General features: G+C 73.2%; 15 protein-coding genes and 1 pseudogene. 5 read left to right on the top strand and 11 right to left on the bottom strand.

Annotation, left to right across the window (positions count from 1 at the left end):
• The 7 genes and pseudogenes from E1166_RS22945 to E1166_RS22915 form a co-directional block, all read right to left on the bottom strand.
• A pseudogene (locus E1166_RS22945) lies at positions 1 to 962 on the bottom strand (ABC transporter ATP-binding protein); the annotation flags it as partial.
• A complete protein-coding gene (locus E1166_RS22940) occupies positions 959 to 2,626 on the bottom strand; it encodes an ABC transporter ATP-binding protein (protein WP_132341875.1) in 1,668 nt (555 codons plus the stop codon). The gene E1166_RS22940 and the pseudogene E1166_RS22945, both read right to left, overlap by 4 nt.
• A 72-nt stretch (positions 2,627 to 2,698) precedes the next feature.
• Complete coding sequence (locus E1166_RS22935; RefSeq protein ID WP_132266095.1) at positions 2,699 to 2,818, bottom strand: SapB/AmfS family lanthipeptide; 120 nt, start codon at positions 2,816 to 2,818, stop codon at positions 2,699 to 2,701.
• Between the two features lie 72 nt (positions 2,819 to 2,890).
• The gene (locus E1166_RS22930; RefSeq protein WP_088974649.1) at positions 2,891 to 3,010 is read right to left on the bottom strand and encodes a SapB/AmfS family lanthipeptide; all 120 of its coding nucleotides are present in this window, start codon (positions 3,008 to 3,010) and stop codon (positions 2,891 to 2,893) included.
• Positions 3,011 to 3,082: 72 nt separating this feature from the next.
• Positions 3,083 to 5,662 (bottom strand): class III lanthionine synthetase LanKC, encoded by a 2,580-nt coding sequence (gene lanKC / locus E1166_RS22925; RefSeq protein WP_132341873.1) that lies wholly within the window; start codon positions 5,660 to 5,662, stop codon positions 3,083 to 3,085.
• A 174-nt stretch (positions 5,663 to 5,836) separates the two neighbouring features.
• Entirely contained in the window at positions 5,837 to 6,646 is an 810-nt protein-coding gene (locus E1166_RS22920; protein WP_132341871.1) for a methyltransferase domain-containing protein, read from the bottom strand.
• An 83-nt stretch (positions 6,647 to 6,729) separates the two neighbouring features.
• The gene (locus tag E1166_RS22915; protein ID WP_132341869.1) at positions 6,730 to 7,563 is read right to left on the bottom strand and encodes an NAD(P)H-binding protein; all 834 of its coding nucleotides are present in this window, start codon (positions 7,561 to 7,563) and stop codon (positions 6,730 to 6,732) included.
• A gap of 90 nt (positions 7,564 to 7,653) precedes the next feature.
• On the opposite strand from E1166_RS22915, the gene E1166_RS22910 reads away from it, so the two are divergent.
• On the top strand, positions 7,654 to 8,547 hold the full coding sequence (locus E1166_RS22910; RefSeq protein WP_132341867.1) for an AraC family transcriptional regulator: 894 nt from the start codon (positions 7,654 to 7,656) through the stop codon (positions 8,545 to 8,547).
• An 81-nt stretch (positions 8,548 to 8,628) separates the two neighbouring features.
• A complete protein-coding gene (locus E1166_RS22905; RefSeq protein WP_132341865.1) occupies positions 8,629 to 9,699 on the top strand; it encodes a PIN domain-containing protein in 1,071 nt (356 codons plus the stop codon).
• Positions 9,700 to 9,732: 33 nt separating this feature from the next.
• Here E1166_RS22905 and E1166_RS22900 read toward each other — a convergent pair whose 3' ends face one another.
• The gene (locus E1166_RS22900) at positions 9,733 to 10,428 is read right to left on the bottom strand and encodes a DUF2306 domain-containing protein (protein ID WP_132341863.1); all 696 of its coding nucleotides are present in this window, start codon (positions 10,426 to 10,428) and stop codon (positions 9,733 to 9,735) included.
• A gap of 210 nt (positions 10,429 to 10,638) precedes the next feature.
• The gene (locus E1166_RS22895) at positions 10,639 to 11,634 is read right to left on the bottom strand and encodes a YafY family protein (RefSeq protein ID WP_132341861.1); all 996 of its coding nucleotides are present in this window, start codon (positions 11,632 to 11,634) and stop codon (positions 10,639 to 10,641) included.
• A 63-nt stretch (positions 11,635 to 11,697) separates the two neighbouring features.
• On the opposite strand from E1166_RS22895, the gene E1166_RS22890 reads away from it, so the two are divergent.
• The 3 genes from E1166_RS22890 to E1166_RS22880 all read left to right on the top strand — a co-directional run bounded on the left by E1166_RS22890 (position 11,698) and on the right by E1166_RS22880 (position 15,076).
• Positions 11,698 to 12,846 (top strand): epoxide hydrolase, encoded by a 1,149-nt coding sequence (locus E1166_RS22890; RefSeq protein WP_132341859.1) that lies wholly within the window; start codon positions 11,698 to 11,700, stop codon positions 12,844 to 12,846.
• A gap of 169 nt (positions 12,847 to 13,015) precedes the next feature.
• Positions 13,016 to 13,951 carry an alpha/beta hydrolase fold domain-containing protein gene (locus E1166_RS22885; RefSeq protein WP_132341857.1) on the top strand — a complete coding sequence of 312 codons (936 nt, stop codon included), beginning with the start codon at positions 13,016 to 13,018 and terminating at the stop codon, positions 13,949 to 13,951.
• Positions 13,952 to 14,089: 138 nt separating this feature from the next.
• Entirely contained in the window at positions 14,090 to 15,076 is a 987-nt protein-coding gene (locus E1166_RS22880; protein ID WP_132341855.1) for a hypothetical protein, read from the top strand.
• 70 nt (positions 15,077 to 15,146) lie between these two features.
• Here the strand turns inward: E1166_RS22880 and E1166_RS22875 are convergent, their stop codons facing one another.
• Entirely contained in the window at positions 15,147 to 15,848 is a 702-nt protein-coding gene (locus tag E1166_RS22875) for a hypothetical protein (protein WP_132341853.1), read from the bottom strand.
• A gap of 138 nt (positions 15,849 to 15,986) precedes the next feature.
• Positions 15,987 to 16,360, bottom strand: a 374-nt coding sequence (locus E1166_RS22870; protein WP_207914432.1) for a cellulose binding domain-containing protein, incomplete at its 5' end; no start/stop codon positions are given.

Raw genomic sequence — 16,360 nt, 5'->3', positions numbered from 1 at the left:
CGGGGGATGACCGACGCGGCGGGGGCGTGGGTCCGCAGCAGCCGGTCGAGGGTGACGGCGAACCGCAGCCCGCCAGCGGCGACCCCGTGGACCAGGGTGTGCAGGGCGGGTTGCACGCCGTGCACCACGTAGACGAGTGCGCCGAGCACCGCGCCGGGTCCGAGCCCCTGCCCGACCAGCCACCCAGTCGCCAGCAGCACCACCGGCACCGGCAGCCATCCGCCGACGGCCAGGGTGAGGCCCCGGGTGACCGCCATGGTCGCCAACCGTCGCTCCACCCGGGCCTGCCGGTCGATGTGCCCGCCGACCCACCGGGTGACCCGGTCCCGCGCGCCGCTGGCGGTGACGTCGCGGTGGCCGGTCACCGCCGTCACCGCGGCGCGACCCAGGTCCTCACCGGCCAGCACGTACTGCCGCTGCCGCGCGATCATCGCGGGCAGGGCCGCCGCGAACAGCCCCAGACCGGCCAGCATCGGCCCGGCCACCAGCAGCCCGACCGGTGCGGCCAGGGAGAACAGGCCGACGAGGGCGGCGCCGGTGGCGAACAGGAAGCCGCGCACCACCATCAGCAGGCCCGCGTAGGTGTCCCGGACCATCTCCACCTGGTGGGTCAACCGGGCCACAGCGGCGTCGTCGCCCCGCCCAACGGTCGCGCCGGCCACCGCGCCGGTGACCACCCGGCGCAGCAGGTCGTCGCGGAACGGTTCGACCACCGCGCCGAGCAGGGCATACGCCCGGTGGGTGCCGGCCGCGCCGACGAGCACGGCGAGGGCGAGCAGGCCGAGCCAGAGCAGCCCGGCCCCCGGCCGACCGGCCAGGAACCCGTGGTCGATCGCCCGCGCGGTCAGCAGGCCCGCCAGCAGCGCCGGTAGCGCCTCGGCCAGCGACCAGCCGGCCAGCCGCCACAGCTCGCCGCGGCGGGCCCGCAGCGCCGCGAGGGTCACCTGCCCGACCGTGGTCACGACGGGAACACCGAGCGGTAGTCGGGGTCGGCAGACAGCGTCGCGTGCGGGGCGACCGCACGGAGCCGACCGCCGTCCAGCCAGGCCACCAGGTCCGCCCGGGCAGCCAGGTCGGCCCGGTGGGTGACCACGATCCGGGTACGCCCGTCGGCCGCGGCGGTCAGCGTCCGGGTCACCCGGTACTCGGTGGCGGTGTCCAGGCTGGACGTGGCGTCGTCGAGGATCAGCAGCCGCTCGGCGCGCAGCGCGCGGGCCAGCCCCAGGCGCTGCCGTTCCCCGCCCGACATGGCGACGTCGGCCAGTGGGGTGTGGTAGCGGTCGGGCAACCGCGCGACGAAGTCGTCGATGGCCGCCGCGGCGACCAACGGCACCGGATCGGCCTCACCCGCGACGGCCTCGCCGACGGTCTCGCCGACCAGCACGGGCCGTTCGAAACCGTAGCCGACCGCACTGCGCAGGGCCGCCGCGGTCAGCTCCGGCAGCGGCACACCGTCGAGGCGTACCTCGCCGGTGTCCGGGTCGCGCAGTCGCCCGGCGACGGCGGCCAGCAGCGACTTGCCCGAACCGGACGCGCCCACGACGGCGAGCAGCGCCCCGCCCGGGACCCGCAGGTCCATCCGATCGAGCAGGATCCGCCCGTCGTCGCCTCGGACGCTGACCCCGCGCAGTTCCAGCTCACCCGGGCCGGGCGGCAGGGTGCGGGTGCCGTGCCGGCGCACCTGATCGTCGAGCACGTCGGTGGCGCGGCGGCAGCCGGCGCGTACCCGTACCGCCGTGTGCAGGGTGCTCACCACGGTGCCCAGCCCGGCGCCGAGTGCGGCGTACTGCAGGGCGGCCAGCAGTTCGCCCGGGGTCAACCGACCGGCGGCCAACGACAGTCCGCCGACGGCGACCACGGCCAGTTGCAGCAGCGGGTTGAGTACCGCGCCGCGGGTCGCCGCCCCGGCCAGCACGGTCCAGGTTCGCGCGCCGTACGCGCGCAGCGCCGTGACGGGGGCGAGCACCCGGACGACCTCGCGGTCTGCGGTGCCGGCGGCGGCGATGGTGCGGGCCCCGGCCAGGGCCTCGACGAGCCGGCCGGCGAGTGCGCCCTGGGCCTGCTGGTAGCCGGCGACGGCAGCGGAGGCGTCGGCGACGAAGCGGCGCAGCAGCACCCCCAGCAGCAGCACCCCCAACACGAAGGTGAGGCCGAGCCACGGGTCGATCAGGGTGAGCGCGACCAGGCTGCCCAGCGGGGGCAGCAGCACGGTGGCGGCCCGCACGGCGGTGGGCGCGGCCTGGCCGGCGTCGGCGACCTGGCCGACCAGACGGCCCACCAGGTCGCCCACCGGGCGGCGGGCCGCGGCGCGCGGGTCGAGGGCGAACAGGTGCCGGACCAGGGCGTGCCGCAGCGCGGCCACCGAGCGGGCGGTCGCCGCACCGGTGCCGTAGTCGGCGATCGCACCGGTGGTGACCAGCACGGCGATCAGCCCGACGACGGTGAGCAGCCACCGGTCGGGCGAGGCGTCGGGGGCGGTGCCGACGGCGGCGTCCACGGCCCGGCCCAGCGCGGCGGGCAGCGCGAGTTCGGCGGCCACGCCGATCACCGCGGCCACCGCCAGCACCGGGGTCCACCAGCCGGCGGAGCCGACGGCGCGGAGCAGGAGCCGGTCGGCGGAGTCCATCGCCCCTCTCTCCGTCGCGCGGCCCCGGACCGGTGGGTACCGGGTCCGGGGCCAGGCGAACCGATTGTCAGGTCACTTGCAGGTGGTGACGCTCAGCGAGCTGTCGCCGCAGAGCAGCAGGCTGGCGCGGCTGCCGCCGCCGGTGCGCTCGGCGGCCGGCAGTTCCATTCCCTGGAGGTCGAGCAGAGCCATCTCGGTCCTTCTTTCTCTTCGGTGGTGCGGACGGGGTAGCTGTGGTGGTCGTCGAACCGACGACCGTGGGGGTCACTTGCAGGTGGTGACGCTCAGCGAGCTGTCGCCGCAGAGCAGCAGGCTGGCCTGGCTGCCGCCGCCGGTGCGCTCGGCGGCCGGCAGCTCCATCCCCTGGAGGTCGAGCAGAGCCATGTCGTGGCACCTCCTTTCCGTGTGTGTCGGGTCGGTGGGCCCCGGGGTGACCCCCGGGGAGCTGTGGGCCGATCAGCCGTTCACGGCCGGGGCGGCCATCGGGGTGGCGTCGGTCAGTGGGGTCAGGAACGGCAGCTGGACGGCTTCGGCCACACCGGCCGGCCGGGTCGTGGCCAGCGCGGTCAGCACACCGGCGGTGCCGGTGGCCAGGTCCATGGACAGCCGCAGCAGCTGGTCGCCGGGAAACGCGGTGCCGGACTGGTACGGCAGGGCGTGCCAGCTGAGCAGTCGTGCCTGCTGCAGGGCGGCGTCGTGGTCGCCCCGGGCGGTCAGGTAGGCCACGATCCCGGCGCGGCCGGCGAAGAGGCCGGACTGGGCGTAGAACGGGAAGTCGGCACAGCCCCGGATCTGCCTCGCCGCGGTGTGCAGCTCCTCGTCGGGGCGGTGGCGCAGGTACTGGTCGAGGACCAGTCCGATGCCGACGCTGCCCTCGGCGAGGTACGGCATGGTCCGCCAGCCCTCGTTGACCTCCAGATGCCCCCCGTCGCGCCGCACGCACCGGCGCAGGTCCTGCCGGAGTGCGGTGGCGGCGTGGTCGAGCAACGCCGGGTCGCCGTCGAGTTCGTAGCGGCGCAGCAGCATCAGCGCCACCCCGGCGCCGCCGCGCATCAGTCCCGCGTACGGGTGGCGTCCGCCGCTGATCTCGGCGACGGAGTCGACGTCGCCGAGCCGGTCGACGACCAGGCCGACGGCCTGCCGGGCGGCGTCGGCGTAGCGCCGTTCGCCGGTGACGGCGGCGAAGTGGGTGAGGTTGAGCGCGATTCCGGACAGGCCGCCGGTCAGGTCGTTGCCCAGTTGTGTCCACGGCTCGTCCAGGCACATGTCGAGCAACCGCAGGGCCGCGTCGCGGTGGCCGAGCCGGTCCAGCACGTAGGCGATGCCGTGCAGTCCGTCGTAGAAGCCCAGTCGGCTGCCGGAGTCGGGTTGGCGTGCCCGATCGACGAGCCACCGTTCGTGCTCGGGGTCGGTGGGGACGCCCGCGGAGTGCAGCGCCCACAGCACCCCGGCGGCGCCGTGCGCGATGCCGAGCCCGCCGTCGGTGCCGGAGAACTGCCGGATGTCGCCGGGGAAGAGCCGATCGTCGCGGTGCGGGGTGGCGCTGGCGGTGATCGCGGTGGCTAGTCGGTCCCGCAGTCCGGGCCAGTCCTCTGGTTCGACGCGCAGGGTGTCCCGGACCGCGACGGTCAGGCCCGGGGTGCCGCCGGTGATCTCGGCGACGGTCTCGTCGAGCAGGTGGCGCGGGACGGGGAAGCGCTCGGCGACGATGTCGGCCAGGTGCAGGGCCTTCTCGGGGGCCAGCCGCAGCATCGCGGTCAGCGGCAGGAACAGCGCCAGCCGCAGGCAGGCCAGGGCGTACCGGTCGACGGCGGCGCCGGTGCGGTCGCGCGGCGCGGCGAAGGCCTGGTTGCGCAGCGCGGGCCGCACCGCCTCGTCGACGGGGACGGCGACCTCGAAGTCGATCAGGGTGACGGTGCCGTCGTCGCCGACCATGATGTTGAACATGTGCAGGTCGCCGTAGACGATCCCGTGGGCGTGGACGGCGTCGACCGCCTCGGTGACCTGCCGGTGCACGTCCAGCGCCCACCGGGTGTAGGCGTCGGGGTCGGCGTCGGGGTGGACCAGCGGGTGGCGTTCCACGACGAGCTGGTTGAGCGGGCGGCCCTCGACGAACGTCAACGCCAGGAACTCGTGGCCGCCGAACGAGAACTCGTCGTGCACCCGCACCAGGTGCGGCACGTCGGCCAGCCGGCGCAGCATCTCGGCCTCGCGGCGCAGCCGGGTCACCGCGTCGGTGCCGGTGGCGTCCAGTCCCGCGTACGGGCGGGCCTCCTTGAGCACCACCCGCGCACCGGTGCGGGTGTCGCGCGCCTCGTACAGACCGCCACCGTTGGAGAAGTGGATCACCTTGTCGATCCGGTACGGCAGGTCGGCGGTGTTGGCGGCGTTGCGGGCGGCCAGGTGCGGGGCGAGGAAGTCGGGCAGCGTGACCCATTCGGGGGTGTGGAAGACCGGGTCCCGGCGGTCCGGCACCAGCGTGCCGTTCGGGTCGGCGATCGCGGGGACGACCTGCCCGTCGGGGGAGAGGCAGAAACGGGCGGCGAAACCGCCGTAGCGCAGGTAGACCGGGCCGTCGCCGTAGCGCAGGTCGCTGAGGATGTACGGCCCGGGTTCGCCGTCGAGCAGCGCCGCCAGCTCTTTGGCGGTCAGCTCCAGCTCCGCGTCGTCGCGGGGGTAGACGGTGACGAACTTGCCGCTGGCGCCCCGGCGGGCGTACTTGCTGTTGCGCATCAGCAGCATCCGCGGTCCTCGCAGGTGCTTGAACGGGATGCCCCGTGGCTGGCAGTAGTCCATCACCCGGATCAGCACCCGCTCGGCGTTGTCCAGGCAGGCCGACACGTGGATCTTCCAGCCCTGCGGGGGTAGGGAACCGCCAACCGGACCGTGGACCAGCCAGTCGTCCTTGACCTCGCACTCCCAGCCGGCTGGCAGCGATCGGTCGGTCGCGTAGCCGGTGGGCTCGGCGTTCGCGTTGGCCAACGAGTCGTAGAAGAGCGGGTCGACCGCGCAGTACGAGTCGTACCGGTCATCCATGTCGTCTGCCTCCGCCGCCTGATCGGTTGCTGTCAATCCTGCGGCCGGCCATCGGATGAGCAAAGTGTGATCAGTCACGTGCGGAAGGTGAGAATCTCACCGTGAAGTCGTGACAATGGCGGAGTTTGAAGTCGCGAATGCTGCATCACCAGTGACGATGCCGGCCGGGCCGGTTCAGGCGCGGCAGACGATCTCGCCGTGCAGGACCACCAGCCAGCCGTCGTCGGCGGCGGCCCAGCGCAGCCAACCGTCCGCGATCCGGTCCAGGTCGGCCCGGGTGGCCGCGCCCGTGTCGACCGCTTGGCGGGCCAGGTCGGACTCGCGCACCCGCTGCGCCCACATGTCGGCCCACCAGCGCCGGTCGGTCGCAGTCGCGAAGCACCAGGTGCCGGCCGTGGCGGTGACGTCGGTGAACCCGGCCGCCCGGGCCCACGACAGCAGTCGCCGCCCGGCGTCGGGTTCACCGCCGTTGGCCCGGGCCAGCCGCCGGTACAACGTCAACCAGTCGTCCAGCGCCGGCTCCGAGGGGAACCAGGTGAAGGCGGAGTAGTCGCTGTCGCGGGCTGCCACCACGCCCCCGGGTCGGCATACCCGCCGCATCTCCCGCAGCGCCCGTACCGGGTCCGCGACGTGTTGCAGGACCTGGTGGGCGTGGACGACGTCGAACGTGGCGTCGGGCAGGTGCAGCCCGTGCACGTCGCCCGCGACGAAGTCCACGTTGGTCACCTCTCGGCGGGCCGCCTCCTGGCGGGCCAGGTCGAGGACCGCCGGGTCCGGTTCCACGGCGGTCACCCGCCCGGGGCTGAGGCGGCTCGCGAGGTCGGCGGTCAGCGTGCCGGGGCCGCTGCCGACGTCGAGCAGGGACATTCCGGCGGTGAGGTGTGGCAGCAGGTACGCGGCCGAGTTCTCCGCCGTGCGCCACCGGTGCGAGCGCAGGACGGACTCGTGATGGCCGTGGGTGTAACGGTTCTGCGTGTTCGTCATGCCGGTGACCCTACTCCCGTCATCCCAAAATGCAGGAGCGTTTTCCTGGAATATGAGAGGCGGGCGATATCCGCGTCGCTTCGCTACGACCACGCGCCGGCGGCCGCAGCGCGGGCCGCGTACTGGTCGAAGTCGACGGGCTCGCGGCCGAGCACCCGACGCACCCCGTCGACGGGCTCGGCGGTGTACCCCGCACGCATGCCGGCGAACATCCCCCCGAGGTCCGCCGCGACCTCCTCGGGAACACCCTCGGCCAGCAGTTCGGCCCGGTACTCCTGCGGGGTGAGCTCCGCGTACCGCATCGGTCGCCCGGCCGCCGCCGCCATCGTGGCGACCGCCTCCGCGAAGGTCAACGCCCGAGGGCCGGACAGCTCGTAGACCTGCCCGTGGTGGCCGTCGGTCGTCAGTAGTGCCGCCGCCACGTCGGCGACGTCCTGGGCGTCGATGAACGGCTCCGGCACGGCCCCGATCGGCAGGGCCAACCGGCCGGCCCGCAGCGGCGCGTGCCACAGGTCCTCGTCGAAGTTCTGGCAGAAGTTGTTGGGGCGGATGATCGTCCACTCCGCGTCCGATTCGCGTACCGCCCGCTCGGTGGCGGACATGCCCTGGAAGGAGTCCGCCGCGACCTGCTCGATGCCGCGACCGGACAGCGCCACGACACGCCGGACCCCCGCCGCGGTGGCCTGCTGGACGAAGGGGCGGGCCAGCGCCGGATCCTCGGGCGCGACGAGGTAGACCGCACCCGCCCCCTCCAGCACGGCAGGCCAGGTGTCCTGGTCGGACCAGTCGAAACGGACCTCGCTGGTGCGGGACGCCGCCCGGACCTGCCTGCCCGCCGTCCGCAGGGTGCGTACCAGTCGGCGTCCGGTCTTGCCCGTCGCCGCGAGAACCACGATCGGATTTCCGTGTGCTGTCATGGTGACCAGTCAACCGGCGATGATCCGCCACGGGCATGGCCGGTCGTACGCCCGTCATGTGTGATCGTCCGGGCCGCTATCGTCGATGCCGTGGATCCGATCGACGATCTGCTCCGGGGCGTTCGCGCGGCCGGGGCCGACCTCTCTCGTACCGAGTTGTCGCCGCCGTGGTCGCTGCGGTTCGCCGACGAGGCGTCGCTGACCCTGTGCGCGCCGTTGCGGGGCGGGGGGTGGCTCTCCGTCGCCGACAACGCGGAGCCACGGTGGCTACGGGTGGGCGACACCGCGATCGTGCGGGGGCACGGAAAGGCCGTCCTCACCGACCGGCCCCGAACGACGTCGTCGGTGGGGCCGAGCACCACCGCCCACACGGTTCTGCTGACCGGCACGTACCACGTGCGCAGCGCCGTGTCCCGGCGGCTGCTCGACGTGCTGCCCCCCGTGCTGGTGGTTCCCGACAGCGACGACTGCGCTGTGGTACGCGAGTTCCTCGAGGCCCAGGCCGCCGCGTGCCCACCGGGCCGACAGGTCGTCCGGGACCGCCTCGTCGACTGGCTGATGGTGTGCACGCTGCGGGAGTGGTTCGACCAACCGGAGGTCGCCGGGTCCGGCTGGGTCCGCGGCTTCGACGACAGCGTCGTCGGTCCGGTGCTGCGGGCGATGCACGCCGCGCCGGACAAGCCGTGGACGCTGGCCACCCTGGCCCGCGAGGCACGGGTGTCGCGCACCACGCTGGTCGACCGGTTCGGTGGGTTGGTCGGGGAGCCGCCGTTGGCCTACCTGACCCACTGGCGGATGAGCGTCGCCGCCGATCTGCTCACCGGATCCACCATGACCGTCGGCGCGGTCGCCCACGAGGTCGGCTACGCGGACGCGTTCGGCTTCAGCTCCGCCTTCAAGCGGATCCACGGACTGAGCCCGACCGCCTACCGCAGGAACTGCCGGGCGGATGCCGCCTGCGCCGGAGCCGCCTGCGGCGCGTGACCGGCGGGTGGTGGAATCGCCCTCCATCGACCCCATGCGCGTGCCGCGGCAGGGCGGCGCCGTCGGGCGTACGCTGACCAGGTGGATCAAGAAGACCGCATCGCACTGTTCCTCGACTACGAGAACCTGGCCCTCGGGGCGCGTGACCATCACGGCGGGCGGCCCTTCGACTTCCGGCCGATCGCCGACGCCCTCGCCGAGCGCGGACGGGTGGTCGTGCGGCGGGCGTACGCGGACTGGTCGTACTTCGACGAGGACCGGCGGATGCTCACCCGCTCCCACGTGGAGCTGATCGAGATTCCCCAGCGGATGGGCGCCTCCCGCAAGAACGCCGCCGACATCAAGATGGCGGTCGACGCGGTGGAGCTGGCCTTCGAACGTGACTACATCTCCACCTTCGTCATCTGCACCGGCGACAGCGACTTCACCCCACTGGTGCACAAGCTCCGCGAACTCAACAAGCGGGTGATCGGGGTCGGCGTGGAGAAGTCCACCTCGGCGTTGCTGCCGCCCGCCTGCGACGAGTTCCTCTACTACGACCGGCTCGAAGGGGTCGACCTTCCGCCGGCGCGTGGCCAGCGGGGCCGCCCGGCTCGGCTGCCGGACGCCGGCGCGCAGGCCGAGCAGGACCTGGACCGGACGCCGGCCACCGAGCAGGAGCGGGTCCGTGACGTGGACGCGCTCGCCGTGGTCGTCGCGCAGACCGTGGCCGGTCTGCAGGGCGGCGCCGGCGGTACGGTGACGGCGTCCCGGCTCAAGCTCACCCTGTTACGCAAGGATCCGACCTTCAGCGAGTCCGACTACGGGTTCCGCACCTTCGGTGAGTTGCTGCGCCACCTCGCCGCGCACAACGTCGTCGAACTGGCCGAGGGGCCGGCCAAGGGCGACCCCGAGGTGTCGCTGCCCGAGCACGGCGATCGGGAGGTGGCCTTCGGGCTGCTGCGTACCGTGGTGGCGGAGCTGGCCGCGGCCGGTGGCCCGGTCGCGCTCTCCGGGCTGAAGAACCAGCTGCGGCGGGCCCGGTCCGACTTCAGCGAGCAGAAACTCGGGTACCGCGGCTTCCTGCAGTTCTGCAAGGCGGCGGCCACGGCCGGGGTCATCGACCTGGCCTGGAGCGCCGACGCGGAGGACTACCTGCTCACCCCGCGCTGAGCTTCCGGGTCGCCCGCGGGCGCGGCGGTGCCCTCACCGGCCTGGTGCTGCCATGTCGGCTCGCCCGGTCGCGGCGGCAACGGCGGCGCGGTGGGCCGTCCGTCGGCTCTTGTGCCGCCGGATGACATGTTCGGCCACGGCCAGGTTGATCAGCCAACCGGCGAGCATCAGCAGAGCGCGACTGAGCTCGCTGGTCTGACCGAACGCGACGATCCACGGCCCGAGCGTCAGTACCTGGGTGCCGGCGCCCAGGCCGATCGCGTAGCCGCGGGTCATCCAGGTGCGGTGCCGGGCGATGTCCCGTCGCCGCACGGCGGCGAAGCCGAGGACGATGGACCCGACCATCGCGGAGCCGAACAGCAGCCGGAATCCGGTCAGGAGTACGCCGTCACCCGGCGGCTGCGGGTAGGACACGGTCATCCAGAGACCCGACAGCGCCGCGGCGAGCCCGCACGGGATGAGCAGCAGTCCGGCGGTGCGGTGCCAGCCGGGCCGCCGGCGGCGCAGGGTGGGCGCGAACTGGAAGGCACCCACGAGGCAGTAGAAACTCGCGGTCACGATGTGCACCACCACGGGCCCGGGTGCGGCGAAGAAGCGGGCGTTCTCCGGCTCGATCGGTGCCCCGCCGGCCAGCTCGGCCAACCGCAGGGCGCCGGCGAGCACCGGCACGACGCTGAGTGAGAGCAACAGGACGGGCGCGAGCCATTCTCGTCGTGCGGAGGGGGACACGGCGGGCCTTCCTTCTCTGGTTCCGCAGGTCGACACGTCGACGATCCGCGCCGAGTGTACGCCGTACACCTGGTCTGGAGGTTAGGGTGTACGCCGTACACGGTCAAGAGGGGGTTCGGTCGCCGCCCGCGACGAGGAGTCGTGGCGGCGGCTCCGGGTGCCTCACGGCCATCGAACGACCGGCCCGGGCGGCGGGGCGCGCCCCTCGCCTCACCCGGGCCGGTCGCCGTTCGGCGCGGTGTGGGGCGGCGGACCGGCAGCCCGGCTGGCCCGACCGCCGATGTCGCGCAGGTGGGCGACCAGTTCCGGGGGTTGGTGCACCTCGAACTCGCAGCCGAGCGACAGCAGGTGCCAGGCGAGCCACTCCAGGGTGTCGGTGTGGCTGGTGAGCCGGCAGCTATCGGCGTCGATCGGCTCCAGGCCGGCGGTGGAGGTGCCAAGCCGGTCGGCCACCTGCGTGACCGACGCGTGCAGGGTCGCCACCGCCCGGTACACGGGGGCCAGTCGGTGCAGCTTGTCGGACACGTAGGCGGCGGCGTCGGGTGCGGGTAAAGCCCGTGCGGGGCCGCGCGCCCCGGTCGGACGCGGCTCGCTGATCCGGTCCACCCGGAAGATCCGCCAGTCGTCCCGGTCGTTGTCGTAGGCGACGAGGTACCAGCGATGACCGCCGGCGACCAGCTTGTACGGCTCGACCAGCCGTTCGCCGCTCGTGCCGTCATGCCGCCGGTAGGCGAACCGCAGCCGCTCGCGGTTGCCGCTGGCCGCCGCCAGCGTGGTCAGGTGTTCGGGGTCGACGGTGGGCCGGTCCCAGGTCGGCAGCGGCACGGTGGCCGCGCCGAGCACGCCGACCCGGTGGCGCAGCCGGGACGGCAGCACCTGTTCGAGTTTCGCCAGCGCCCGTACCGATGCCTCGCCGATCCCGGCCACCGCCTGTCGGGCGGCCGTACGCAGGCCGACCGTGATCGCCACGGCTTCCTCGTCGTCGAGCAGCAGCGGTGGCATGGCCTTGCCGGCGACCAGCCGGTACCCACCGGTCACGCCCATCGTGGCCCGCACCGGGTAACCCAGGTCGCGTAGCTGCTCCACGTCGCGGCGGATGGTGCGCAGGCTGACGTCCAGGCGGGCGGCCAGTTCGCTGCCGGGCCACTCGCGGGGGGTCTGCAACAACGACAGCAGGCTCAGCAGTCGGGCGGGGGCGTCGGACATGAGCGACAGAATGCCACCGATGTGTGACAACCTCTGACCTACATGGATCGTAGCGTGGCCGGCATGACGCCATTCCGGATCGACATTCCGCAAGCGGACCTCGATGATCTGCGTGACCGCCTCACCCGGACCCGCTGGCCCCGACAGCTACCCGGCGAGGGCTGGAACCGGGGGGTGCCGCTGGACTACCTGCGCGACGTGGCCGACTACTGGGCGACGGGCTACGACTGGCGCCGGCACGAGGCGCGGTTGAACACCTTCCCGCAGTTCATCACCGACATCGACGGGCTGCGGGTGCACTTCCTGCACGTACGCTCACCAGAGCCGGACGCGCTGCCACTGCTGCTGACGCACGGTTGGCCGAACTCCATCGTGGAGTTCAGTGAACTCATCGGGCCGCTGACCGACCCGCGCGCCCACGGCGGCGACCCGGCGCAGGCCTTCCACGTGGTGGCGCCGTCGCTGCCCGGCTTCGGGTTCTCGCAGGCTCCGGCGGAGGCCGGCGGCACCCTCGAGCGGGTCGCCCGGATGTGGGCCGAACTGATGCACCGCCTCGGCTACGACCGGTACGGCACCCAGGGCGGCGACCTCGGGGCGTACGTGGCTCCGGCGGTGGCGAGGGTAGCGCCGGAACACGTCGTCGGCGTGCACATCGACGACGGCTTCGGCTTCCCGAGCGAGGCCGACGTGCCGGACATGAATGAAGCCGAGCGCGCGGAGTGGGCGCAGATGCAGCAGTGGATGAACGGCGGGGTGGACCACCACGCGCTGCTGCGGGCCGCACCGCAGACCTTCGCGTACGCCTGGCACGACTCACCCGTCGGTCTGCTGGCCTGGATCATGCAGAAGTTCAAGGAGTTCAGCTTCCTGACCGAGACGCCCGAGCAGGCCATAGCCCTGGACCACATCCTCACCAACGTGAGTCTGTACTGGTTTACCGGCACGTCGGGGTCGTCCTCGTGGCCCATGTACGAGCGCCTGACGCTGGCCGACGACGGCGGTTTCGCCTGGCCGCAGGGGCAGCAACGGGTGCCGTCCGGGGTGTACGGGGGCGGGTCGGCGTTGATGCGGCGGCTCGCCGAGCGCGACAACACGATCATCCACTGGCCGGAGGGAAACCCCGGCGGTCACTTCGTGGCCATGGAGGTGCCCGAGGCGCACGCGGCCGACATTCGTGCCTTCTTCGGCAAGCTGCGGGGCCGGTCGGCATAGTCACCGGGTGGTGGTCGTGCGCCTGCGGTGCCGCTCCCGCCGCCGTACCATCGGATTGATCTGCGGCGCGTCCGGCGGCTGGTTCCGGCGGTGCCCAGCGGTCGGCGCCCGTCGGACGGCACCGGTGCCGCCCTCGGGTGGCGTCCGCTCCCACGTCGATGGAGGACGCATGTCCGTTCTGGCCAGGCCACGGGTCGCCGCAGTGACGGCGCGGGTGCTGCAGGCGCTGGCCCCGGCGGTGGTCGGCACGACCGGCCGGCGGCGCGGCAAGGTCTTCCCCGAGTGTCCGGGCACCACGCGGCAGCTCACCATCCCCACCTCGATCGCGCCCGCACGGGCCGTCGTCTACCGCCCGTCCGGGCCGGACCGGCACCCGCCGGTGCATGTCAACCTGCACGGCGGCGGGTACGTGATGCGGGGCGTGCAGTACGACGACCCGTTGTGCCGGTACCTGGCCGCCGTGGCCGGGGTCGTGGTCGTCAACGTCGACTACGTGGTCGCGCCACAGCACCGGTTCCCCGCCGCACCACGGCAGGTCTTCGAGGTGGTGCGCTGGGTGGCCGAGCACGGTACGGACCAGGGGTGGGACGGGTGCCGGCTGACCGTCGGCGGGCAGAGCGCCGGTGGCGCGCTCGCCGCGGCGGCGGCGCGCCAGGCGTGGGAGCAGGGTGGGCCGGCGATCGCGCTGCAGGTGTTGCACTACGCGCCGTTGGACCTCGCCACGGACGTGCGGGACAAGCGGTCGGTGATCGACCGGCCGGTACTCCGGCCGTGGCTGGGAGACATCTTCGACAACGCGTACGTGCCGGAGCGGACCATGCGCGCCGACCGGCTGGTGTCACCCGCCGGCCCGGCGGACGACTCGGACCTCACCGGAATCGCCCCCGCGCTGGTCATCACGGCCGAGTACGACGTGCTCCGCGCGGAGGGCCAGCGGTACGCACAGCGGTTGCGCGAGGCCGGCGCGCTGGTCGCCCACCGGGACGTGCCGCAGGTCGACCACGCCTACGACATCAGCGACATCGAGCAGGCCCGGCAGACGTACGCGGTGATCGCCCAGCACGTCCGGCAGGCGACGCGGTCCGCACCGCCCGCCACCACCTGACCGCCGGTGGGGACCATGGTGCTGCCGGTACGGCCTCGGCGACTCCACCTGCCGCTCCTGGTCGGCGTCCTTCTCGCCGCCGTGGTCCCCGGCGGGGCGGTGGCCGCACCGGCGTCCCCCGCAACCACGGTGTGTCGGGTGACCGATGGGCGGCTGGACGAGATCTCCGGGTTGGTCGCCACCGGCGACGGTTTCGTCGCGGTCAACGACGGCAGCGACGAGGAGTCACACCGCCGGATCTTCTTCCTCGACGGTGGCTGCGCCGTGACCCGCGCCGTACGCTATCCGTCCCGCCCCCGCGACACGGAGGATCTGGCGGTGACCGCCGACGGCACCGTGTGGGTGGCCGACATCGGCGACAACGACCGGACCCGCGACACCATCGCGGTGTGGACGCTGCGGCCGGGGCAGCGGCGGCCGGTGCTGCATCGGATGAGCTATCCCGACGGTCCGCACGACGCCGAGGCGCTGCTGGTCACCGGCGATGGCCGGCCGCTGGTGGTGACCAAGCAGGTCGGTGGCGCCGGGCTGTACGCACCGGCGACCCCGCCGCGGCCGGGGCGGACGGTGCCGCTGTCCCGGGTCGGCGAGGTGCGGCTGCCCGCGACGACCACCGACAATCCGTACGGCTTCCTTGGCCGACGCCTGGTCACCGGCGCGGCGACGGCCCCGGACCGGCGGCGGGTGGTGTTGCGCAGCTACGCCGACGCCTTCGAGTACGACGTCCCCGACGGCGACGTGCTCGCCGCGCTGACCAACTCCACGCCACGGGTGGTGCCGCTGCCCGACGAGCCACAGGGTGAGGCGGTCACCTACAGCCGCGACGGCCGTTTCCTGCTCACCGTCTCCGAGACCACCGACGCACCGCCGGGCACCCGCCCGGCGGTGCTGCGCTACCCGCTGCCGTCGGCGGATGCGCCGCCGGTGGCGCAGCAGACGGCGGCCCCGCCGGTACGTCGCCCGAGCGTGACCCCGTCCGCGTCGACCGCCGGCCCCGACGTGGTGCCCGCGCCGGAGCTCGGCAGGAAGGCTGGCGCGGCACCGGTCGGGGTGGGGCTGGTCGGGATCGGCGTGGCGGTGCTGGTGCTGCTCGGGCTGCTCCGGTCACGCCGCCGGCGCGGGTGACGCCGGCCCCTCGATCGCGGTCTGCCTCACGCGCTCCGGCGGCCAGTGCGCCGGCCGGCTGTCGGTCCTGTCAGCCGGTGACGGAGAAGGAGTTGGTGGTGAAGGTCTTGCCGCCGGCGGACGAGGTGATCTCGTAGCCGAGCTGCACGTCGCCGATGGTCACGTCACCGAACCAGCCCCGGTTGCGGATCCACTGGGCGACCGCCGTGACGGTGACCGTACCCGCGTTGGTGTTGCTGGTCCGGATGAACGAGTAGACCTGGTTGTGCCCGTTGGAGCCCCGGTAGATGTCCCAGGTGTGCCCGCCCACCGTGGCTCGGGTCTGGTAGCTGCCCAGTGGGCCCACCGGGCCGTACTTGTTCATCCACAGCATGATCTCGTGGGCGTGGTCGGTGGTCCAGATGTCGTACGCGGTGGTGAAGGCGACCCCGCTGGTAGGGACGGTGACGTGGAAGTTGCTGGTGACCGTCCCCAACTGGCTGACCCGCCGGCCGATGTGGCGGGTGGCGTTCGGGTAGGACTTGATGCCGCCGGTGTTGGGGTGGTTGGCCCACACCCACCAGTTGCTGGGGGAGTTGGCCGTGATGGTTTGGGGGCCGTGGCCGTTGCCCCAGACGTTGTTGTAGACGGTGTAGCCACCGCTGCGCCAGGTGCCCCACCGGTCGGACGAGGACCAGGCGGCGGCCTGGGCGGGCGCGCCGGGCAGGACCGTGGCCGTGACGGTCAGCAGCAGCGCGGTCGCGCCGGTGGTGAGGAAGTGGAGTAGGCGCATGAGATTCCTCCCGATGGTATCGGTATGCCCTGGTCGTCCCTCACGCCAGGTTCGATGCCCGCTATTTCCAGCGATGTGTTTCGGTGCATGTGGGTGGGCCGGCCCGGGGCTGGCGGGGTCGCCCCGGGCCGGTCCGGGTCATGCCGTCGCGCCGCACCTCGGCGTCGGGGTGGAGTGCGGGCCGGAACCGATGAAGCCGAAGCTGGCCTTGGCGCCGGCGGCGAGCGCCCCGTTGTAGCTGACGTTTCTCGCCGTCGCCGTGGACCCGCTGGTGGTGAGCGTGGCGTTCCATGCCTGGGTGATCTGCTGGCCGCCGGCCAGCGTCCAGGTGACCGTCCACCCACGGATCGGGGTGGTGCCGGCGGTCACCTCGATCTCGCCCTGGAAGCCGCCGGACCACTGCCCGGTGGATCGGTAGGTGGCCGTGCACGCGGCGGCAGCCGGCGGCGTGGTGGGTGGCGGGCTGCTCGGTGGGCTCCAGGTCGGCGGCGTCGTGGTGGGCGGGGTCGTGG

Origin of the sequence: Micromonospora sp. KC213, assembly GCF_004348325.1 — a bacterium.
Taxonomy (GTDB): Bacteria; Actinomycetota; Actinomycetes; order Mycobacteriales; family Micromonosporaceae; genus Micromonospora.
Note: the sequence above shows the minus strand (reverse complement) of the source record. Positions and strands in the feature narration are given on the sequence as shown.